Raw genomic sequence first — 21,285 nt, 5'->3', positions numbered from 1 at the left:
ATGACCCTTATTTCTCAAAGTGTATCGCTCAGCTCCAGTCAAACAGCTAGCAGTACGACAGCCTCAACAACGAGTACAGCCACGGCTGCCGGAGCAACCACGGGTGCTTTTAATCAAACACTTACGCAAATGATGACAGGCGGGCAAATGGGCTCAGCAGGCACAGATGCGAACGGTTCTCCATTAGTTATGGTACTTCCGCTGATTGCAACCGGAGAATCCACGGAAGCTCCAACCGAGCCGCTGGTCGAAACACTGGCTCCTTTGCTGCAAAATCTCGAAAAGCTGGATGATCAGGTAGCTGCCGATCCTGCTCTGCTTGCTTCTCTGCAAGCGTGGATTCAGCAAGTACAACAGTTTTTGCAAGGCGACGGAACAAATCAACAGTTAAACGGTGGAGAAACGTCAGAGGCGACAGGCTTAACAGCCTTGGCAGCCAACCCTGCTACTCTTCGATTTGCATTGCAGGACGCTTTGTCACAACTTGCCAATGTAGCAGAGCAGGCTTCTGGAGACCAAAAGTCCCAGGTGGCACAGTTGCTACAATCGCTCCAAAGCGCAACGGCAGGGACGGGAGCTATTTCCGATGAGCAGTGGAATGGTGTAATGAAAGCTGTGGAACTTGCTGATGGTGGGGATTCACAAGCGGTTCAGCCTTCTGCAAATCGAGCAAATGGTACTCAGACCGTAGCTACAGCTACTACAGACAAACAGGTTGTTGTTTCTCAGCAGCAAGCAAGTCAGGGCGAAACTAATCAGCAAGGTTCAGAAGGGCAACGTTCATCAACTAATATTCTCGTTCAGTCTACAGTTAAGACGACTGGAGCGGATGAAGCGAGTGCATTCGTAGATGCAACTGAGCAAGCGGATCCGACAGCAACTGACAATCAGACTCCAGTGATCACGACTGCGGGACAGCTTTCGGTACAAACGCAAGGAACAACACCTTCGACTCCGGCTCAACCAGTCGTACATGTACGGCAATTTGCCAAGGAGATGACCGAATTTGTAGTGCAGAAACTTGACATTGTAAAACACACTGGTTTGACGGAAGCGACTATCATGCTTCGTCCAGATCATCTGGGCCAGCTGGAGGTTAAGCTGACAATGCAAAATGGTCATCTGGTTGCCCAGTTCATGACTGAGCATAGCGGAGCGAAGGATTTGCTGGAACAGCAAATGTCGCAGCTGCGTTCGAGCCTGCAGAGCCAAGGTATCCAGGTAGATAAGGTAGAAGTAACGCACAATGAGTCGCTTTCCTCCCATATGTATCAGGATGGACGCGGATCTGGAGCTAATCAGCAGCAGCAATCCAACCAACGTTCCAAAGCTCGTGGTAGAGAAGAGAGCGAGGATGCTATGAAGGTAGCTGAAATGGCAGAAGAGCTTCGTAACTGGACAGCAGAACAACGCGCAGATGATATGAATCGGACAGGCTCCTTTACAGCACAAGCGTAATGATGGAGGTGAGAACACAATGACGACTACAGACAACAATGTATCCACCAGTAACGTCTGGCCGAATTACAATGTGAACAATGTCAAAACAGCAAGTGCTAAGGATACTAAAACGATGGGTAAAGATCAATTTCTGAAAATTTTGATCACCCAGCTACAAAATCAGGATCCGATGCAGCCTTTGGAGGATAAAGAATTTATCGCTCAAATGGCCCAGTTTTCCTCGGTGGAACAACTGATGAACATTTCTACGCAGTTGAATGCATTGGGACAGTCTTTGGGTACGGCTTCCGGTTTGATAGGAAAAGAAGTCAGCTGGATTGAGGCAGGTAAAAAAGACTCCATTACAGGTGAAGCAGGCGCGGGTACAGTGAAAAGTGGAATCGTGGATTCCATCGTTATTCGCGACGGTGTGCAGTATGCCAAAATGGGAGCGGCTGAGGTAGCATTAAAAGATGTAACATCAGTAAGCCAGGCTAACACAACGACTCCCGCTACAGATACATCGGATACTTCATCTTCTTCCTCTACTGGAAGCGGTGAGAACTCATGAATGACAGGCTAACGGTCGGACGCCTTTTTCCCGCCAACGTGCCCCCGGCAGCAATCTCACAAAACCGAGTGAATTCGGTATCCAAGGATGCCAGACCGTTCGGTCAGGTGTTGCAGGATCAGGTGCTCAAGCTGAGCAACCATGCAGCCAAGCGTCTGGAGCAGCGGGGAATAGAGTTGAGAAGTGACCAAATGGCGAAAATTAACTCTGCTGTGGATAAAGCAGCTGCCAAAGGCGCCAAAGAATCGTTGATTTTAATGCAGGATATGGCTTTGATTGTAAGTGTACCTAATCGAACAGTTGTTACCGCGATGGATAAGAAATCCATGGAGGATAACGTATTTACGCAGATAGATAGTGCTGTAATTATTTCATGAAAAATGTATACGAAGTGGCTGGCCCGAATAGGAAAGCCATGAAAAAGCCGCGGATCGACTGATGCGGTCAACTAAGCAACCAATCAGAGGAGGATTTATACTCAATGTTGAGATCAATGTATTCAGGTGTATCGGGCATGAAGGGCTTTCAAACGAAGCTGGACGTTATCGGTAACAACATTGCAAACGTAAATACTACAGGCTTCAAGTCCAGCCGAGTGATGTTCAAGGATATCTTGAGCCAAACGAGTTCAGGCGCAAGTGCACCAGACGGAACCACAACCGCCGGGCAGAATGCCAAACAGGTAGGTTTGGGGGTATCGGTCAGTTCAATTGATACACTCCACCTTCCAGGTAGTGCAATGACTACGAATAACCCAACGGATTTACGTATTAACGGTGACGGATTTTTCCTGGTCAAAATGAATGATGCACAGGAAGTTCCTTATCTGACTCGTGCGGGCGATTTTCATGTAGACGCGAACCGAAATCTGGTTACATCTGATGGATTTTTCGTAGGAGATGCGGGTGGAGATCCCATCACACTTGCTGACAATGTTACAGCGTTCTCCATCTCACAGGACGGTACAATTGTACAACAATTGGATGACGGAACAGTTGATAATGGTACACAAATTGGATTAGCCAGAGTCACGAATCCAGAAGGTTTAGAAAAAATCGGTGGGAGCTTGTACCGTACTACGGTCAACTCAAATATTGATGCAATTGAGCCTGGAGCAGCCAACTCAGAGGGGCGTGGAGCTATCATCGCGGGTCAGCTGGAAATGTCCAACGTTGATCTGACAGGCGAATTTACCGAAATGATCGTAGCTCAGCGCGGATTCCAAGCGAACTCGCGTATCATTACGACCTCGGATGAAGTGCTTCAGGAAGTTGTAAACTTGAAACGATAATCTCATTTAAACGCGGAGGAGTAGAGGCTCCTCCGCACCTATCAGGAGGTTGGTGTTACGATGATCCCGTTAACGCGGCTGAACGGCTCGCCTATGTGGCTTAATGCGCTGCTCATTGAGACTGTGGAGGAAACACCGGATACATACGTCACTTTGGTGACGGGGAAACGGTTGATTGTATTGGAAAAAGCGGCAGATGTCGTCTCCTTGATCAAGGGTTACAGCCGTGAAATCGGCATGCATGCCGCCACGATAAAAGTGCAACAAATGGAGGAAGACGAATGAAGAAGATGCTGCCATGGCTCATTACAATTTTACTCGCGATTACTTTGATTGCAGGCGCGGCCTTTGTACTTATACCAGCGCTTAGCGGGAAGAAGTCGGAAGTCATACCGAATGCGCAAGCTGCTCAAGCAGAACAACTTCCAAGATTGTCAGCAGATGAATTGGTGGAAGTGAGCTCTGAAATTACCGGTATCAAAACGAATTTGGCAGACGCAGATTACATTGTCCAGATGAACCTATCTTTTCAATTGAACGATGCCAAAGCAAAAGAATCTTTTGAAAAAATCAAAGATATCAGTATTAAGCCCATCGTTATTCAATTACTTGCAGACACCAAACCTGATGAGCTCAGAACGGCTAAAGGCCGGGACCAGTTCAGTGACAAGCTGACGGATCTCATCAACAAGTCGCTCCCTGAAGGTCACCTGGGGAACGCCAAAATTACAGACTTTTTGCTGGCAGCCATTTGATTCCAGGTGAACTTGTCAGGAACACGTAAGGGGGTGAATAACATTGGTGGATGTACTGTCACAAGGGGAAATTGATGCCCTTTTAGCAGCTCTTTCGTCCGGTGAAATGGATGCGGAAGAACTTAAAAAGGAAGATACCCAAAAGAAAGTTCGCGCTTATGATTTTAAAAGAGCGCTGAGGTTTTCCAAGGATCATATACGGAGTCTGACGCGGATACACGAGAACTTTGCACGGTATCTGACCACATATTTTTCAGCGCAGCTTCGTACTTTTGTCCAAATTAATGTCGTTCAGGTGGAGCAGCTTCCTTATGATGAATTCATTCGCTCCATTCCGAAAATGACCATTCTAAACATTTTTGAAGCTGAACCGCTGGAAGGCCGTATGGTGCTTGAGGTTCACCCGAACGTTGCTTATGCCATGTTGGACAGGCTACTCGGAGGAACAGGTTCGGCACCGTCAAAGGTTGCTGCGTTGACCGAAATCGAGACGACGATCATGGAGCGAATTTTCAGTCGTACCTTTGATAGCCTGCAAGAGGCTTGGAAAACGGTACTAGACATTGAACCGCGCCTAGAGGCGATGGAAACAAATCCGCAGTTCATGCAGATTGTTTCGCCGAATGAAACGATTGCTCTGATTTCGCTTAGCACCAAAATTGGTGATACCACAGGGATGATTAACCTCTGTATCCCGCACGTGGTATTGGAACCCATTATGGCCAGACTGTCCACGCACCAGTGGTTTACATCCGAAAAGAAATCAAGGGCGCCCGAAGAGATCGACGCCTTGAGATTACGGGTCACCAAAGCAGAGCTCCCTATTATTGCGGAGTTGGGTGAATCCCGGATAAATGTAGCCGAGTTTCTGGGTCTTTCGGTAGGGGATGTCATTTCATTGAACAAGCCTGTCAAAGAAGGACTATCCATCCGGGTAGGCGAGAAATTGAAGTTTATGGGAAGTCCCGGCATGGTAAGAGATCGTGTTGCCGTACAAATTGATGAAATTGTCAACGAAGGAGTTGAAGAAATTGACGAGTAAAGACTATTTGTCCCAGGAGGAAATCGATGCCTTGCTGAAACAGTCTGAAGCGGGGACGGATTCTACTCCCGCCAACAAGACCGTTGACGATTTTCTGACTCCTCTGGAGCAGGATGCTCTCGGGGAAATCGGTAATATAACGTTCGGCAGCGCGGCTACGGCTCTTTCCACACTGCTCGGTCAAAAGGTGGATATTACGACACCTAAAGTTTCAATTATTACCCGTTCTGAATTTGAAACTGCATTTCCAAAGCCACACGTAGCTGTACATGTAAATTATGTCGATGGATTCGAGGGTATTAACTCACTCGTAATCAAAAAGCGTGATGCACAAGTGATAGCGGACTTAATGCTTGGTGGTGAAGGAAACCCAGTAGATGAAGAATTGAATGAAATCCACATCAGTGCCGTGCAGGAAGCGATGAACCAGATGATGGGGTCGTCGGCGACCTCTATGTCTACCATGTTTAATCGTTTTGTTAATATCTCTCCACCGGGGATTGATATTTTGGATCCTATGCACGGTGATGGAGTATCCAGTCTGCCGGATGAAGAGACGCTCATTACAGTATCCTTCCGGTTATTGATCGGGGATCTTATTGACTCTACGCTGATGCAATTGTTACCTGTTAATTTCGCCAAAAAAATGGTGAGCATCCTAATGAATGGCGGAGAGGAAGAGGAACAACCGCAAGCGTCCGCACAGCAGGTAGCTGCAACAGCAACTCCTGAAGCGCCGCAACAAGCTAGCGTTCCGCAGCAACCGCCTGCACCAGCCTATCAGCAGCCGCCTGCAGCCGCGCAGGCGCCACAAGACGCAGGCTATGGGCAACAACCGCCAATGTATCCTCAAGACCCGGGATATGGGCAGCAGGGCGCTCCAGGCTATGGAACACCGGGTTATGGAATGCCAGCTGGTGTACCGCCGCAAGCTCCTTACGGAACGCCTCATCACTACGGCGCAGTACCGGGACGTAATGTAAATGTACAACCTGTACAATTTTCTAACTTGCAGTCCGGTGCATTTGCGCAAGTGGATGAAAACAATTTAAATTTATTGATGGACATTCCCCTTAGAGTCACCGTAGAATTAGGAAGGACCCAAAAGCAAATTAAAGATATTCTGGAGCTCTCACAAGGTTCAATTATTGAACTGGACAAGCTTGCCGGGGAGCCGGTGGACATTTTGGTTAACAACAAACTGATTGCCAAGGGCGAGGTTGTCGTAATCGACGAGAACTTTGGCGTGCGTGTAACAGATATTGTAAGCCAATGGGACCGTATTCAAAAATTACAATAAAAGCATAATTTAGGGAGGATTTATTTCAGATGGCAAACCGTATTTTGATCGTGGACGATGCTGCATTTATGAGAATGATGATTCGGGACATCCTGTCCAAAAATGGATTTGAAGTAGTAGGAGAGGCCCAGGACGGATCACAGGCCATTGAGAAATTCAAGGAGCTTCGTCCGGACCTGATTACGATGGATATCACGATGCCTGAAATGGACGGCATTGCCGCTCTGAAGGAAATCAAACAAATTGACGCGAACGCAAAGGTTATCATGTGTTCCGCGATGGGTCAGCAAGCAATGGTTATTGATGCCATTCAAGCTGGCGCAAAAGATTTTATCGTTAAGCCTTTCCAATCGGATCGGGTTATCGAAGCCATCAACAAAACACTGGGTGTGTAAGGCGCACCCAGTATGGATACACAACAGGGTGCCTCTGACGCATTGAGTACATCCAGCAATATAGGCAACATTGCCTGGGTCCTTTTCGTGCTAATCTTTATCATCGTACTGATCGTGTACTTGATACGGTTTTTGAGTAAAAGAAATCAGAGCTGGTTCAGCAACCGCTCCGTTCGCATACTGGGAGGCGTGGGACTTGGTCCCAATAAATCCCTTCAGCTTGTTGAAGTTGGTAGCAGTGTGTACCTCATTGGTGTGGGAGAAGATATCCGGCTTGTTGACAAAGTATCCGATCCTGAAGAAGTGGAGCAAATTTTGGCCGCACTGGAGCAAGAAGCTTCTCTGCAGCGCGGCCCGATTGCCCCGCTATTCGCTAAAATTGCGGATAAGCTTCGCCGGAACAACGCGGCACAGCAGCAGCCTGAAGAGGAGACATCTTTTCACGAGATGTTTGAATCCAAGCTTCGGCAAATGCCGAATCGCAAGGATAAACTTGAAAAGCTGCGCAATGAGGAGAATACTACAGATCGGTCGGGAGATTCATGAGAAAAAAGATTATACTTGCATGTTTGCTGCTTGTCTTGTTCAGCTTCATTTCGGTGACGGCGGCCTCTGCGGAACCGATTCCGAACATTGATATTCAAGTCGGCAATTCGGACAAAGGACAGCCCGGTGCCACCTCGCTGTCTATTATTTTACTTATTACTGTCATTAGTGTAGCGCCCGCGTTGCTTGTACTTATGACAAGTTTTACGCGAATTGTGATTGTGCTTGGCTTTGTGCGAACTTCGCTGGGAACCCAGCAGATGCCGCCTAATCAGGTGCTTGTCGGGCTGGCTTTGTTTCTCACTTTATTCATTATGGCACCGACGTTCTCAGCTATGAATGAAACTGCACTTCAGCCGTATCTCAAGGGGGATATAACACAGTCTCAGGCGCTGGATAAGGCATCGGTACCGATCAAGACCTTTATGTTCTCTCATACACGTGAGAAGGATCTACTGCTCTTTATGAAATACACCAAGATGGAAAAACCAAAGAATTATCAGGATATTCCACTAACGGTGATGGTTCCGGCTTATGCAATCAGTGAGTTGAAAACGGCATTTCAGATGGGCTTTATGATTTTCATACCATTTTTAGTTATAGACATTGTGGTGTCGAGTACACTCATGGCTATGGGGATGATGATGCTACCACCAGTAATGATTTCACTTCCTTTTAAAATACTGCTTTTCGTACTTGTAGATGGTTGGTATTTGGTTGTCAAATCATTGCTTCTGAGTTTTAACACATGAATACTTCATGCAAGGACAGCAATCAAGGAGGACGGCAATGACTTCGGAGTTTATTATTTCCCTGGCTGGGCAAGCGGTGTACATTGTACTCAAGGTGAGCGCTCCGATGCTGATTTTGGGGCTAGTCGTGGGTTTGATTATCAGCATTTTTCAGGCGACAACCCAAATTCAGGAGCAAACACTGGCCTTTGTTCCGAAGATTGTCGCCGTATTGCTGGCATTGCTTTTGTTCGGGCCCTGGATATTGACCACATTAGTGGACTTTACGTATAACATTCTGGACAATTTGTACAAATATATAGGTTAGGCTGAATGTTATGAACATATTGTTACAGAGTTTTCCTGTTTTTTTGCTGATTTTTTGTCGGATTACCTCATTTTTTGTAGTAGCGCCTATTTTTTCAACCCGAGGGGTACCTAATATCTTTAAGGTCGGAATTTCAGGATTTCTAGCTTTGGTCGTGTATCTTACATATGGTACGCATCAACAGGTACCGACTGATGTAGCGTATGTGCTCTTAGTGGGCCGTGAAGTGCTGATTGGGTTGTTATTGGGGTTTACTGCATATCTGTTCATGACAGCGATCCAAACCGCAGGTTCTTTTATAGACCTACAGGTGGGTTTCGGAATGGCGAGTGTGTTTGATCCCATGACAGGGGCTTCAACGCCTTTAACGGGGAATTTCAAGTTTGCCATAGCTGTATTGTTCTTTTTAAGTATAAATGGGCACCATCATCTGCTAAATGCTATCTTATACAGCTATGATTGGGTACCGTTGACAAATGATTTTTTTGTAAAGCTGTATGGTGGCAGTGTAACTGAATTCCTGGTACGTTCTTTTGCGGAATCATTTATGCTTGCTTTTCAAATTGCTGCTCCCATTGTAGTGGCTACCTTTTTAACAGATGTGGGACTCGGTTTTTTAGCTAAAACAGCGCCACAATTCAACATTTTTGTTATTGGTGTACCTCTTAAAATTATTGTGGGACTGTTCATGTTACTGCTTCTCATGCCAAGTTTTGCTTTTATATTCGAAAGATTGTTTTCTGTGATGTTCGAATCCATGCGCAACTTGTTGGATATTATGGGTAATCGTCCTTAATGTCTGGTCTGGAGGAACGTAGTTTGTCATTTAAATATGCTATGAACCTGCAGTTGTTCTCAGGGGAAAAAACGGAAAAAGCTACACCCAAAAAGAAACAGGATGCAAGACAAAAAGGGCAGGTTGCCAAAAGCATGGAGTTGCCCGCCGCTGGTGTCCTGCTGGTTACGTTTTTTTGCCTCATGATTTTCGGCGGGTATTTTAAGGATCATGCAGTTCGACTATTTCGAGATATTTTTGTGAATCGGCTCTCTATGGAGGTAACGCCGAACACAACGCTGCTGATGATGGGTGAGTACGGCGTGCAAATCTTGATTATGCTGGCACCTATTTTTATTGGGGCTATTGTCATCGGGATAGTAGCAAATTACATGCAGATCGGTTTTTTATTAACCGGAGAGGGCATTACGCCCAAGTTTAGCAAGATTGATCCGATTAAAGGATTCAAAAATATTTTTTCCATGAGGTCATTGGTTGAATTCCTGAAATCTGTTTTAAAGATGACCGTAATTGGTTATCTGGTGTACAGCGTACTCTGGAAAACAAAGGCTGACCTACCCAAACTAGCTGAAATGTCCGGCGATCAGATGTTGAGCTTTACAGCTTCATTAACAATGGAACTGGGACTCAAAATTGGTGTGGTGCTGTTCGTTTTAGCGGTGTTGGATTATATGTATCAACGTTACGAGCATGAGAAAAACCTGAAAATGTCCAAGCAGGACATTAAGGATGAATACAAGAAAATGGAGGGTGACCCGCTGATCAAGGGGAAAATTCGCGAGCGTCAGCGCCGTATGGCTATGCAGCGTATGATGCAGGAGGTTCCTAATGCAGATGTCATCATCACCAACCCTACGCACTTTGCTGTGGCTTTGAAATATGACGGTTCGGAGATGGAAGCGCCGCAGATTATTGCGAAAGGGCAAGATTACGTTGCACTCCGAATTAAAGAAATTGCCAAGCAAAACGGCGTAATAACGATGGAAAACAAGCCGCTGGCGCGGGCGCTGTTTCAACGAGCCGAAATCGGGGATGCGATACCAGCTGATCTGTTCCAGGCCGTTGCCGAAGTGCTGGCGTATGTATATAAATTAAAAGGTAAAGTGAAATAAAGGGATCGGAGGGCTAGAGACCCGTGAAAATAAAAGAAATAACTGTCCTTGCAGGCGTCATCGGTATCGTTCTTATGATGATTCTCCCGATCCCATCATGGCTGCTGGATATCCTACTCGTCATTAATATTTCTATTGCTTTGATGATTCTACTCGTTTCTATGAACACGAAGGAAGCATTACAGTTCTCTATTTTCCCTTCATTGTTGCTCATTACAACGTTGTTTCGATTGGCACTTAATATTTCTACAACCAAACTTATTTTAGGTGAGGGCCATGCAGGGGAAGTAGTTGCTACGTTTGGTAGTTGGATTGCAGGAGGGCAAATTGCCGTCGGTTTTGTTGTCTTTCTCATTCTCGTGGTCGTACAGTTCATTGTTATCACCAAGGGATCTGAGCGGGTTGCTGAGGTAGGCGCACGGTTTACGTTGGATGCGATGCCGGGTAAACAAATGAGTATTGATGCTGATCTGAATGCAGGTTTGATCAATGAGCAGCAAGCCCGTGAACGACGCAGTAAAATCGAACGGGAAGCAGATTTTTACGGAGCGATGGATGGTGCGAGTAAATTCGTTAAAGGTGATGCCATTGCTAGTATTATCATTTTGATCATTAACTTGGTCGGTGGCTTTATTATCGGTATGGCCGTTCAGGGAAAAGGATTTCAAGAGGCGCTGTCGACTTATTCTGTCCTCACCATCGGTGACGGACTGGTCAGCCAGATTCCCGCACTGCTCATATCCACGGCGTCAGGCTTGATTGTTACGCGGGCTACGTCGGATGGCAACTTGGCGGAGGATTTAACTGGACAGCTCTTTTCTTATCCAAAACTGATCTACATTGTGGCAGCCACAATTGCATTATTGGGACTTTTCACACCTATTCATATCATTACAACTCTTCCACTGGCGATACTGCTGTTTTTCGCGGCTCGAAGAATGCAGGGCAATATGGAGCGCAAGCAGATAGCCGATGAACAGCTGGAAGAGGAGCAACAAATTGAAGAAGTCCGTAGTCCGGAAAGTGTCATTAATCTGCTTCAAGTAGATCCAATTGAATTTGAATTTGGATACGGGTTAATTCCGCTGGCGGATACACAGCAGGGCGGGGATTTATTGGATCGGATTATTATGATCCGTCGTCAATGTGCTTTGGAGCTGGGTTTGGTTGTGCCGGTCATTCGTATTCGGGACAACATTCAGCTCAAGCCTAACGAGTATGTAATTAAAATTAAAGGTAATACCGTGGGCGGCGGAGAGCTTCTGTTAAATCATTACCTGGCTATGAGTCCAGGATACGACGATGATTCTATTACAGGAATCGAAACGACGGAACCAGCCTTCGGATTACCTGCGCTCTGGATTGATGAGAACACCAAGGATGTTGCGGAACTATCGGGTTATACCGTAGTTGATCCACCTTCAGTTGTAGCTACTCATCTTACGGAGACGATCAAGAAACATGCTCATGAGTTGCTTGGCAGACAGGAAACACGGTCGCTGGTCGACAATCTCAAAGAGAATTATCCAGTGCTGGTGGACGACCTTATTCCTTCTGTGCTTGCGATTGGGGATGTACAAAAAGTGCTGGCCAAGCTGTTGAAAGAAAAAATCTCCATTCGCGATATGGTGACTATTTTCGAAACATTAGCTGACTACGGCACTTATACAAAAGATCCCGACGTGCTGACTGAATATGTCCGTCAGGCGTTGTCCCGCCAGATTACGCAGCAATTTGCCCAACAAGGGGAGACGTTACGCGTTATTACAGTGGGACCAGGATTGGAGAAGAAAATTGCTGAAAGCGTGCAACAGTCGGAGCAAGGTAGCTATTTGGCTCTTGATCCGGTGTCTACGCAAACGGTGTATCAAAGAATGATGGAGCAAATCAACCGCCTTATTCAATCTGGACAGCAGCCTATTGTGTTAACGTCACCGACAATTCGTATGTATTTGCGGCAAGTGATGGAGCGGACTATGCAGGATGTCCCGGTGCTGTCGTACAGTGAGCTGGAGCCGAACGTTGAAATTCAAAGTGTCGGGGTGGTGAACTTATGAGAGTGAAACGATATGTAGTGGATACCATGCCAGAAGCTATGCTGCAAATCAGGGGTGACTTAGGAACAGACGCCGTCATTTTAAGTACAAAAGAAATGAAGGTCGGCGGTTTCATGGGAATGTTCAGTAAAAAGAAAATCGAAGTGGTTGCTGCGGTAGAGGAGAAGCAACCTCAAAAGCCACGACGGTTTGGACCCTCTTCACAAGAACTTGCCCAGGCGGCTTCACCTCTAATGAACGCTCCTGAACAGCCAGAAAAATCATTTATGCCTGTGGTTCCCAGACAAGCTGCTCCAGAAGCTTATCGACGGGTAACGCAGATGACGGGTGGTTCCAAAGAAGAACAAGCTGAATTAACGATTAATGAAGAACAAGCTGCTTCAGCAACTGAGCATTTGTCATCTAGGTCTGCAAATAATCTGGAGACTATATCTCAAGCACTTGATCATGAAGCATTGCTTTCGAACATGAAATCATCCAGTGAACTGTTTAAACAGCCCATTGAAGTAAGTGCTCCAGATAAGAGCGGAGTAGAAGAAAATCAGGCTCTGCTTAATGAATTGCGGGAAATGAAAGCCATGATGACTCGGTTTTCCCGAAATTCTTCATTGGAAAGTACTTGGCCGGAGCCGTTGCAAGAGATTTGTGAGCGTGTACTGGAGCAGGAAGTGGAACGTGATTTACTGGAGTATTGGCTCGAACAGGTATATGTGCGTCGGAGTGAGCACCCTTTTGCGCCTGAAACTTTTGATTGGGAACAAGCCTTTCGTGAGGAAGTGGCCAGTTTTATTCAGACAAGACTGGACAAAGGGATCTCTAAAGATACCAAAATTGTGTATGTGGCAGGTCCTACCGGAGTAGGGAAAACGACAACCATTGCCAAGTTAGCAGCAGAGCAGTTGTTTAAGCATCATCGCAAAGTTGGATTTATTACTTCTGACACGTACCGGATTTCAGCCGTCGAGCAACTGCGTACATATGCTACGATTTTGAATGTACCGCTTGAAGTTGTGCAATCTCCTGGTGACGTCCACAGAGCCATTCAACGTCTGGAACATTGTGACCTGATCCTCATGGATACCGCAGGACGAAATTATCGTAATGAATTACTTGTTTCGGAACTGCAAAGTCTGCTCTCGCCTATTAATGAAAGTGAGACGTATCTGGTACTCAGTCTGACATCCAAAAGTAAAGATATGCTCAATATAACTGGACATTTCAGCAAGTTTGGTCTTGGTAAGGTTGTATTTACTAAGATGGACGAGACAGGTAGCTGTGGTGGGATGTTTAACCTTTTGCATCATTTTCCGATGCAGCTGGCCTATATTACCAATGGACAAAATGTTCCTGACGACCTGCTTCATCCCGATACAGAAATGGTGACAAGCATGCTGCTTGGACCCAAAGCATCAACAGGAGTTAACGGAGATTCCATATGAGTGACCAAGCCCAATCACTTAGACAAATGGCTTCTTCCTTGGATAAATATCGATTGCCCCCACGTAATCGTCAAGCAAAAATTATAACGATCACCAGTGGTAAAGGCGGGGTGGGCAAATCCAATTTCACGCTGAACTTTGCTCTGGCTCTGCAATCCTTTGGTCGAAAGGTACTTGTGTTTGATGCTGATATAGGTATGGCCAATATTGATGTATTAATGGGAGCCAATTCACAATACAATCTTCTTCACCTGCTAAAACGAGAGAAATCAATTGATGAAATTATTCAAACGGGTGTAGGTGGTTTGCCTTATATTGCTGGAGGATCGGGCTTGAGCGAATTGTTTACGTTATCGGATAACGATCTGAATTATTTTGCCGAAGAAGTAGAGAAAATGGCGGCAGATATGGATTACATTCTATTTGATACAGGTGCAGGTTTATCCAAAGAAAACCTTAAATTCATCACTTCAGCTGACGAATGCCTGGTCGTAACCACACCGGAACCGACGTCCTTAACAGATGCGTATGCGCTAATTAAAGTCGTCAGCGGGTTACAAAAGGATACGGTATTCAAAATTATAGTCAATCGTGCCGATAACGATAATGAGGCCCGTCAAGTTGCCGATAAGATCGCACTGGTTGCGAAACGCTTTTTGGAGATCGAAATCCCGTTGCTTGGACATATCAGTGATGATACTCATGTCATGCAAGCAGTCAAAAGGCAAGTACCTTTTATGGTTGCTTTTCCGGGATGTGCGGCTTCAAGAGATGTATTGAATCTGGCACACCGTTTTGCAGCAATGCCACAGATTCCGCAATCAGGTGCATTGAGTGGAATTAAAGGGTTTATGCAAAAATGGTTGCGGCGTTCTGTACATTGATTTTGATGAGAGGAAACAGAGGTGTTTAACATGTGTGCTTACCAGGTGCTGGTTGTAGATGATTCGGCCTTTATGCGCAAAATTATTACAGATTTAATTGTAAGGGATGAGTCGTTCAACATCGTAGGTACAGCCGCCAATGGCAAAGAGGCTGTAGAGAAAGTGAAGGAATTGCAGCCCGATTTGGTCACCATGGATGTCGAGATGCCTGAAATGAATGGTCTTGAAGCATTACCATTGATTATGGCAGCCCATCCGCTACCTGTTATTATGCTGTCAGGCATTAATGAACAAGGTATGAAGGAGACCATCATGGCTCTGGAGGCAGGAGCTTTCGATTTTATAAGAAAGCCTTCCATTGCTCATGCGCAAGATATTGAGCAAGTGAGCAAGGCGCTGCTGGAACAGATGCACACTGCTATGCAAGCAGTGCGGAGCCGCCTGGAACGCAAGGAAGCTAATGAGCGCAAAGCTGCATTGGAACAAGCGGAAAAAACGCCACAGGAAAAGCCTCCAGGACAGGCTGTGACTGAGAAACGAACAGGCAGTCAAGCTTCGACAGACAAGCCTCCTGTTGTTCCGCTTGCTCCTTCACCTGCTGTATCAGCTCAGCCGAAGCGTGATGCGGGCAAGTCCGCCCCGGCAACAGCCAAGCAGGAAACTAAACGACAACAGTCTGGAACATCTGTTACAGCGGGGCGCATAGAACAGCCAGCTGCTCAGCCAAGCAAGTCAGTCCAAGCACCTACTGTTCAGAAGAAGGAAGACTTGTCCAAGGGGATGGGACGAACACCAGGGCAACTAAACAGTTCTAATGCGGCCGCTGGCAAATCGCTGCATGGTAAGGATAAAGCAGGGCTGGTTAAGCCGGAGCCCCGTAAGACGGTGATTTCATCAGCTACGCCTACTCCTGCGGCTGCTACGCCTCCAGTAACGGCACCTACAGTTACTGCCACACCTAAGGGATTTTCTCTTAAAAAAGGTGTGCACACGTCCAGCTTTCGCAAACTGGTGGCGGTGGGATGTTCTACGGGCGGTCCGCGGGCGCTCAAGACGCTGTTGGAACGCATTCCTGGTGATTTTCCTGCTCCAATCGTTATCGTTCAGCATATGCCGCCAAACTTCACTCGTTCGCTGGCACAACGCTTAAACACGTTAAGTCCACTCCGAGTTGTGGAGGCTGAGCAGGGAATGACGCTGGAGACTGGAACGGCCTACATTGCCCCAGGGGGATATCAACTAAGAATTGTGCCAGGAGCCGGTGGTAAATACACTGTGTCACTGAAGATGGAGGAAGCTCGCAATGGTCACCGTCCTTCCGTAGATACGATGTTTGAATCGTTGCTCTCGTTAACCTCGTTGGAGCGGCATCTAGTATTGCTCACTGGAATGGGGAGCGACGGGGCCAAAATGATGAAAAAGCTTTATGATGCTGGGGTGCAATCCACATTTGCTGAAAATGAGGAAACTTGTGTAGTGTACGGAATGCCCCGCTCAGCAGTAGAGTTAAAATGTGTGCGTCACCTTCTGCCAATGCAGGAGATCGCCCCCAAGCTTGTACAAGTTGTGAAATAATCGGAGTGTAACTCATGGAGGAGGTGTCTCACAATGGACATGAACCAATATTTAAACATGTTTATTGATGAGTCGAATGATCATCTGCAATCTCTTAACGAAAAAATGCTTCAACTGGAAAGCAATCCAACCGATCTAGGCATCGTTCAGGTGATTTTCCGTTCTGCCCATACCCTCAAGGGAATGGCTGCTACGATGGGGTTTGAAGACCTAGCATCGCTCACTCACCAAATGGAAAACGTTCTTGATCTGGTACGTAACAACAAGCTGGCGATGCATGAATTTATATTCGATACCTTATTTAAAGGATTGGATGCTTTGGAGTCCATGGTGCAGCACATTACAGAGGGAGGCGACGGAAAAGCGGATGTCTCCTCTATTGTATCTTCACTACAATCCATCGTGAGCGGGGATTTCCAAAAGTCTGGCGCAAATGCTGCCACTGAGGAGTCTCCATCTAAAAAAGTGGACAAAAACGATAGTGCTGGGCTTGTCTTGGATCAGTTCCAGTATTCTGTACTGGAGCAATCTATTTCTGAAGGACATCGTGTTCACTATATACAGGTAACAATCAGCTCAGAGAGCCAGTTGAAGGCGGCACGTGCTTTTATGGTGTTCAATACGCTGGAAAACTCTGGTGAAATCGTCAAGGCCTATCCGTCGGTACAGGATATTGAGCAGGAGAAATTCGAGCAAAGCTTCTCGTTATATTACATAACGCAGAAAGAAGTTGGGGAGCTGGAAAAGGAAATCGCGGGTATCTCTGAAATTGAGACTGTCTCAGTGGTACAACTAGATCAGGAATCGCTTAAACAAATGAGCGAAGTTACTGCTGGACTGGCTGAGACTGCTGCAGTACAGGAAGCTCCTGTTGCCGTGCAACCACCTGCTCCTTCCCAGCCGCAGTCTCCAGCTGCGGCCTCTGTGGCTAAGCCAGCTGCAGGTAAGGCGCCAGCAGCTAAGGCAGCTGCGCCTACGCATAACCGTACGATTCGTGTAGATATTGAACGTCTGGATGTACTTATGAACTTATTTAGCGAGTTGCTTATTGACCGTGTGCGGTTAGAGCAGTTGGCAAGTGAAGCTTCCAATCCAGCACTGACAGAAACCGTAGAGCACATGAGTCGTGTGAGCAGCGATTTGCAAAACGTCGTTCTTAAATTGCGGATGGTACCAGTAGATACTGTTTTCAATCGTTTTCCGCGTATGGTGCGCGATCTGGCCAAATCGCTGGATAAAAAACTTGATTTGGTTATTACTGGAGCAGAGACTGAAATGGACCGCACTGTTATCGACGAAATTGGCGATCCTCTGGTGCATTTGCTTCGTAACTCCGTGGATCATGGCATTGAGTCGGTAGCCGATCGGATAGCAGCTGGTAAACCTGAGACAGGAACGGTTAACTTGCGTGCTTTCCATAGCGGAAATAACGTATTCATCGAGATTGAAGATGACGGAAATGGTATTAATCGCGATAAGGTACTAAACAGTGCTATTTCTAAAGGGATTTTGACGGCAGAGCAGGCAGCGGTCATGACCGACGAGGAAGCCTATCAGGTATTGTTTGCTCCGGGCTTTAGCACAGCTGCAGTCATTTCAGACGTATCAGGACGCGGTGTCGGTTTGGACGTTGTTAAATCCAAAATCACCGCTTTGGGTGGCAATGTTACGGTTCACTCTACACTGGGCCAAGGCACTAATTTCTCTGTGCAATTGCCGCTGACCCTATCCATTATTGCAGCCATGATGATACAGATCGGTTCTGAAAAATATGCGATTCCATTGTCCTCCATTGTGGAAACTGCGATCGTCAAACGGACACAAATTCGTTCTGTACATGGCAATAAAATGATTGCTTTCCGCGATTCTCATATCCCGCTCATCTCCTTGAGTCAGCTGTTTGAGGTACCGGACTTCAATGAAGATGAAGAAGAAGAGACAGAGGTCGTGGTCATCCGCAAGGGAGACCGTCTGGCAGCTCTTTCCGTACAGGACTTTTTGGGGCAAAGTGAAATTGTCCTTAAAAATCTGGGCAAATACCTTCCAAACATCCAAGGAATTTCAGGCGCCACGATTCTGGGTGACGGTCAGGTTGCTTTGATCATTGACCCGAATGTTTTCATTAAATAATGTCTTCATCAGAAATGAAAGAAATGTGAAGTTGCTGACATCAATAAGGAGGGTTTTTAGACATGGGAGAAGAAATTAAAGTTATCGTATTTAAGCTTGGTGAAGAGGAATACGGTGTTGAAGTAGAAAAAGTCCAATCTATTGAACGCATGGTGCCGATTACACGGGTTCCAAGAACCTACGATTTTGTTAAAGGCGTATTCAACATGAGAGGCGTAGTCATTCCGGTTATTGATCTTCGTGGCCGATTTGGATTGCCTGAAGCTGAATATACCGATCAAACTCGCATCATTATCGTTGCAGTGGGTGAAATGCAAGTCGGCTTTATCGTTGACTCAGCGAATGACGTTATTGACCTGAATACTGACAATATCGAGACACCACCGGAAGTGATTGGCGGAGTTAAGGCTAAATACCTTCGCGGAGTTGCTAAAATTGGTGAAGAGCGCTTGTTGATTATGCTGAACTTGTCCGAAGTCCTGAATCGTAGCGAGATGAACCAACTGGAAGGCTTAGAGGATTAACATATGGAAAATCTCGGAAATCTTGAAGACTTCAAGTTGGATGTGTTGAAAGAAGTCGGCAACATTGGCTCGGGGAACGCTGCTACAGCGCTCTCCCGGCTTCTCAATAAACCGGTCGATATGGGTGTCCCCAAAGTACAAATGCTGCCCTTTGAGGAAATTGCCGAGAAAGTCGGCGGCTATGAGCAACTTGTTGTTGCAATATTTTTTAGGGTAGAAGGGGAAGCCCCCGGGAATCTATTCTTCATATTGCAGCCTCAGGCGGCAAAAAGCTTACTTTCCCGTTTGGCGAATATTCCTTCAGATGACGAGGACAGTTTTAACGAAATGGAGCACTCAGCCCTGTCGGAGATCGGAAACATTTTAGCGGGCTCATACCTGTCTTCGCTGGCAGACTTTACGCGTTTATCTATGTATCCAACAGTCCCTGCGCTGGCGTTGGACATGGCAGGAGCAATTCTCAGCTATGGACTGCTGCAGTTTGGGCAGATGGGGGATGCTGCATTATTGATTGACACATCGTTTCTGGAAGGGCAGAATCAGATAGAGGGTCAATTTTTCCTGATTCCTGATCCAGAATCGTTCGGGAAAATCTTTAGGTCGTTAGGAGTCCCGATGAACGATGATTGAGGATAAAAGCATCATTAAAGTCGGTATGGCTGACTTAAATGTTACCAGTAACCCGAACTCGATTCGCACGACAGGACTTGGCTCCTGCGTCGGATTGACTCTCTACGATCCTCATTTGAAATTGGCAGGTATGGCACATGTGATGCTACCATCCTCGGATATTGCACGTGAAGGGCAACTGAATATTGCTAAATACGCCGATACGGCGCTGCCCGAGTTATTTGAGCGGATGCTGAAATTGGGTGCTGAACGACGCAGACTGATTGCCAAAATGGCAGGGGGAGCGCAGATGTTCGCCTTTGCTGGTAGTGGAGACACCATGCGGATTGGTCCACGTAATGTAGAATCATGCAAGGAAATGCTCGTAGATCTCGGCATTCCTTTGATTGCGGAGGACACAGGTGGCAATTATGGACGAACGATTGAGTTGGACTCTGAAACTGGCGTTTTGAATATTCGAAGCGTACAAAAAGGTGTAAAGGAATTATAAACATGTTATTTGGCAGCTTACGCATTAATCTTTGGTCTGGAGTAGTCGGATTTATTCTGACTTTTGTGTTGTCCGTTGGCAGCAATCTGCTGACCACGAGCTTAATTCGTGGCTTGATCGCCTTCGTTTTTTGGTTCCTACTTGCATTTGTGCTGCGCTGGACACTAGGTGTTGTGGCGCGGCCAGATCTGGGGAATGCCCAAAGCCGGGCAAGCTCTCAGGTAGATGGCGTAGGGGGTAACCTGGACCTGACGACACCAGACGAAAATGAAGACCTGAATGAATTGCTGAAACCGAAACCAGAGCAGACGGACGAGGGGAATAATGGTTTCGCACCTTTAAACCCACCTAAGCTGGTTTCCAACAAGGACCCTGAAGAATTGGCCAAGGCCGTTCGTCACCTGACAGACAAATAAGGAGGGTGAAGCCGATGAACGAGCGAAAAGCCGCTCATTTAAACCATTCCGAACTATGGGAACAATGGAAAGAACACGGTGACAAGGAAGCAAAAAAACAGTTAATTGAAAAGTATCTCCATATTGTGGAATATGTGTCAGGCCGTCTTGCAGTAGGATTGCCTAAAAATGTATCCAAGGATGACCTGGCGAGTAATGGCGTTATGGGTTTGATTGACGCTTTAGAGAAATTTGACTATGAGCGTGGCTTGCAGTTTGAGACCTATGCTTCTTGGCGTGTTCGTGGAGCGATTTTGGATGGTCTTCGTCAAGGGGATTGGGTTCCTCGTTCAGTTAGGGAAAAAGCGAAAAAAATCGAGGATGCCTACCAGCATTTGGAACAAAGATATCTACGCACGGTAAGCGACGAAGAGATGAGTCATTATTTGGACGTTTCTGAGAAAGAGTTTCAAAATATGATCCAGGAGGTCGCCGTTATGTCGATTGTCTCACTGGAGGACCCGATCCGCGAAGAGGAATCGGAAACACGGCTTTCCCTTTTGGTGGACGAGAAGGCGAAAAATCCGGATCATAAGGTCAATGAATTTACACTTCGTGATGCCCTTGCACAAGGCATTGATAAATTGACTGAAAAAGAACGTATCGTTGTTTCTTTATTGTATTACGAGGATTTGTCACTCAGTGAAATCGCTGAGGTCATGTCGCTATCTCCATCGCGAATTTCACAGTTGCATTCCAAAGCAATATTACGTCTGAGAGCGACATTGGACAAACAACGGGATTTGCTAATGCGTAAAGATTAACGTACGGGAGGTTACAGTAACAGTTAGACG

The 21,285-nt window shown here is 46.4% G+C and carries 24 protein-coding genes; all 24 read left to right on the top strand.

From position 1 onward, the window contains the following. Complete coding sequence (locus tag MHB54_RS02625; protein ID WP_264453884.1) at positions 1 to 1,458, top strand: flagellar hook-length control protein FliK; 1,458 nt, start codon at positions 1 to 3, stop codon at positions 1,456 to 1,458. A gap of 19 nt (positions 1,459 to 1,477) precedes the next feature. Then, positions 1,478 to 2,011, top strand: coding sequence for a flagellar hook capping FlgD N-terminal domain-containing protein (locus tag MHB54_RS02620; protein WP_053325259.1), 534 nt, complete (start codon positions 1,478 to 1,480; stop codon positions 2,009 to 2,011). Continuing rightward, entirely contained in the window at positions 2,008 to 2,388 is a 381-nt protein-coding gene (locus MHB54_RS02615; protein ID WP_053325260.1) for a TIGR02530 family flagellar biosynthesis protein, read from the top strand. Before MHB54_RS02620 ends, MHB54_RS02615 begins: the two co-directional genes overlap by 4 nt. 104 nt (positions 2,389 to 2,492) lie before the next feature. Further along, complete coding sequence (gene flgF, locus MHB54_RS02610; protein WP_071640489.1) at positions 2,493 to 3,302, top strand: flagellar basal-body rod protein FlgF; 810 nt, start codon at positions 2,493 to 2,495, stop codon at positions 3,300 to 3,302. A gap of 60 nt (positions 3,303 to 3,362) precedes the next feature. Continuing rightward, complete coding sequence (locus tag MHB54_RS02605) at positions 3,363 to 3,587, top strand: flagellar FlbD family protein (RefSeq protein WP_013309896.1); 225 nt, start codon at positions 3,363 to 3,365, stop codon at positions 3,585 to 3,587. After that, positions 3,584 to 4,057 carry a flagellar basal body-associated FliL family protein gene (locus MHB54_RS02600; protein WP_023988194.1) on the top strand — a complete coding sequence of 158 codons (474 nt, stop codon included), beginning with the start codon at positions 3,584 to 3,586 and terminating at the stop codon, positions 4,055 to 4,057. Before MHB54_RS02605 ends, MHB54_RS02600 begins: the two co-directional genes overlap by 4 nt. A gap of 43 nt (positions 4,058 to 4,100) precedes the next feature. Then, complete coding sequence (fliM, locus tag MHB54_RS02595; protein WP_023988195.1) at positions 4,101 to 5,099, top strand: flagellar motor switch protein FliM; 999 nt, start codon at positions 4,101 to 4,103, stop codon at positions 5,097 to 5,099. Continuing rightward, positions 5,089 to 6,399 (top strand): flagellar motor switch phosphatase FliY, encoded by a 1,311-nt coding sequence (gene fliY, locus MHB54_RS02590; RefSeq protein ID WP_264453882.1) that lies wholly within the window; start codon positions 5,089 to 5,091, stop codon positions 6,397 to 6,399. The genes fliM and fliY overlap by 11 nt, the downstream gene beginning before the upstream one ends. 29 nt (positions 6,400 to 6,428) lie before the next feature. Next, positions 6,429 to 6,794: a response regulator gene (locus MHB54_RS02585; RefSeq protein WP_010346372.1), complete on the top strand. Its 366-nt coding sequence runs from the start codon at positions 6,429 to 6,431 to the stop codon at positions 6,792 to 6,794. A gap of 12 nt (positions 6,795 to 6,806) precedes the next feature. Next, positions 6,807 to 7,340: a flagellar biosynthetic protein FliO gene (locus MHB54_RS02580; protein ID WP_023988197.1), complete on the top strand. Its 534-nt coding sequence runs from the start codon at positions 6,807 to 6,809 to the stop codon at positions 7,338 to 7,340. Next, positions 7,337 to 8,092, top strand: a complete 756-nt coding sequence (gene fliP / locus MHB54_RS02575) for a flagellar type III secretion system pore protein FliP (protein ID WP_013309901.1) — start codon at positions 7,337 to 7,339, stop codon at positions 8,090 to 8,092. Before MHB54_RS02580 ends, fliP begins: the two co-directional genes overlap by 4 nt. 37 nt (positions 8,093 to 8,129) lie before the next feature. After that, positions 8,130 to 8,399 (top strand): flagellar biosynthesis protein FliQ, encoded by a 270-nt coding sequence (gene fliQ / locus MHB54_RS02570; protein ID WP_007430038.1) that lies wholly within the window; start codon positions 8,130 to 8,132, stop codon positions 8,397 to 8,399. Positions 8,400 to 8,409: 10 nt separating this feature from the next. Then, positions 8,410 to 9,195 carry a flagellar biosynthetic protein FliR gene (gene fliR / locus MHB54_RS02565; RefSeq protein ID WP_023988198.1) on the top strand — a complete coding sequence of 262 codons (786 nt, stop codon included), beginning with the start codon at positions 8,410 to 8,412 and terminating at the stop codon, positions 9,193 to 9,195. Then, a complete protein-coding gene (gene flhB / locus MHB54_RS02560; protein WP_023988199.1) occupies positions 9,195 to 10,307 on the top strand; it encodes a flagellar biosynthesis protein FlhB in 1,113 nt (370 codons plus the stop codon). The genes fliR and flhB overlap by 1 nt, the downstream gene beginning before the upstream one ends. A gap of 23 nt (positions 10,308 to 10,330) precedes the next feature. Then, positions 10,331 to 12,364, top strand: coding sequence for a flagellar biosynthesis protein FlhA (gene flhA / locus MHB54_RS02555; RefSeq protein ID WP_016820963.1), 2,034 nt, complete (start codon positions 10,331 to 10,333; stop codon positions 12,362 to 12,364). Beyond that, the gene (flhF, locus tag MHB54_RS02550) at positions 12,361 to 13,803 is read left to right on the top strand and encodes a flagellar biosynthesis protein FlhF (protein WP_028542720.1); all 1,443 of its coding nucleotides are present in this window, start codon (positions 12,361 to 12,363) and stop codon (positions 13,801 to 13,803) included. Before flhA ends, flhF begins: the two co-directional genes overlap by 4 nt. Continuing rightward, on the top strand, positions 13,800 to 14,687 hold the full coding sequence (locus tag MHB54_RS02545; RefSeq protein WP_023988201.1) for a MinD/ParA family protein: 888 nt from the start codon (positions 13,800 to 13,802) through the stop codon (positions 14,685 to 14,687). The genes flhF and MHB54_RS02545 overlap by 4 nt, the downstream gene beginning before the upstream one ends. A gap of 30 nt (positions 14,688 to 14,717) precedes the next feature. Next, the gene (locus MHB54_RS02540) at positions 14,718 to 16,262 is read left to right on the top strand and encodes a chemotaxis protein CheB (RefSeq protein WP_264454843.1); all 1,545 of its coding nucleotides are present in this window, start codon (positions 14,718 to 14,720) and stop codon (positions 16,260 to 16,262) included. 33 nt (positions 16,263 to 16,295) lie between these two features. Continuing rightward, a complete protein-coding gene (locus MHB54_RS02535; protein WP_023988203.1) occupies positions 16,296 to 18,392 on the top strand; it encodes a chemotaxis protein CheA in 2,097 nt (698 codons plus the stop codon). Positions 18,393 to 18,454: 62 nt separating this feature from the next. Further along, positions 18,455 to 18,916 (top strand): chemotaxis protein CheW, encoded by a 462-nt coding sequence (locus tag MHB54_RS02530; protein WP_007430046.1) that lies wholly within the window; start codon positions 18,455 to 18,457, stop codon positions 18,914 to 18,916. A gap of 3 nt (positions 18,917 to 18,919) precedes the next feature. Then, positions 18,920 to 19,546, top strand: coding sequence for a chemotaxis protein CheC (locus MHB54_RS02525; protein WP_023988204.1), 627 nt, complete (start codon positions 18,920 to 18,922; stop codon positions 19,544 to 19,546). After that, the gene (locus MHB54_RS02520) at positions 19,539 to 20,036 is read left to right on the top strand and encodes a chemotaxis protein CheD (protein ID WP_010346358.1); all 498 of its coding nucleotides are present in this window, start codon (positions 19,539 to 19,541) and stop codon (positions 20,034 to 20,036) included. Before MHB54_RS02525 ends, MHB54_RS02520 begins: the two co-directional genes overlap by 8 nt. A 2-nt stretch (positions 20,037 to 20,038) precedes the next feature. Beyond that, positions 20,039 to 20,452 carry a hypothetical protein gene (locus MHB54_RS02515; RefSeq protein WP_013309910.1) on the top strand — a complete coding sequence of 138 codons (414 nt, stop codon included), beginning with the start codon at positions 20,039 to 20,041 and terminating at the stop codon, positions 20,450 to 20,452. Between the two features lie 14 nt (positions 20,453 to 20,466). Continuing rightward, positions 20,467 to 21,255 (top strand): FliA/WhiG family RNA polymerase sigma factor, encoded by a 789-nt coding sequence (locus tag MHB54_RS02510; RefSeq protein ID WP_013309911.1) that lies wholly within the window; start codon positions 20,467 to 20,469, stop codon positions 21,253 to 21,255. The last annotated feature ends 30 nt before the right edge of the window (positions 21,256 to 21,285 follow it).

Origin of the sequence: Paenibacillus sp. FSL M7-0802, from assembly GCF_038004945.1 — a bacterium.
Taxonomy (GTDB): domain Bacteria; phylum Bacillota; class Bacilli; order Paenibacillales; family Paenibacillaceae; genus Paenibacillus; species Paenibacillus polymyxa_B.
This window is presented reverse-complemented; position numbering and strand designations above follow the sequence as displayed.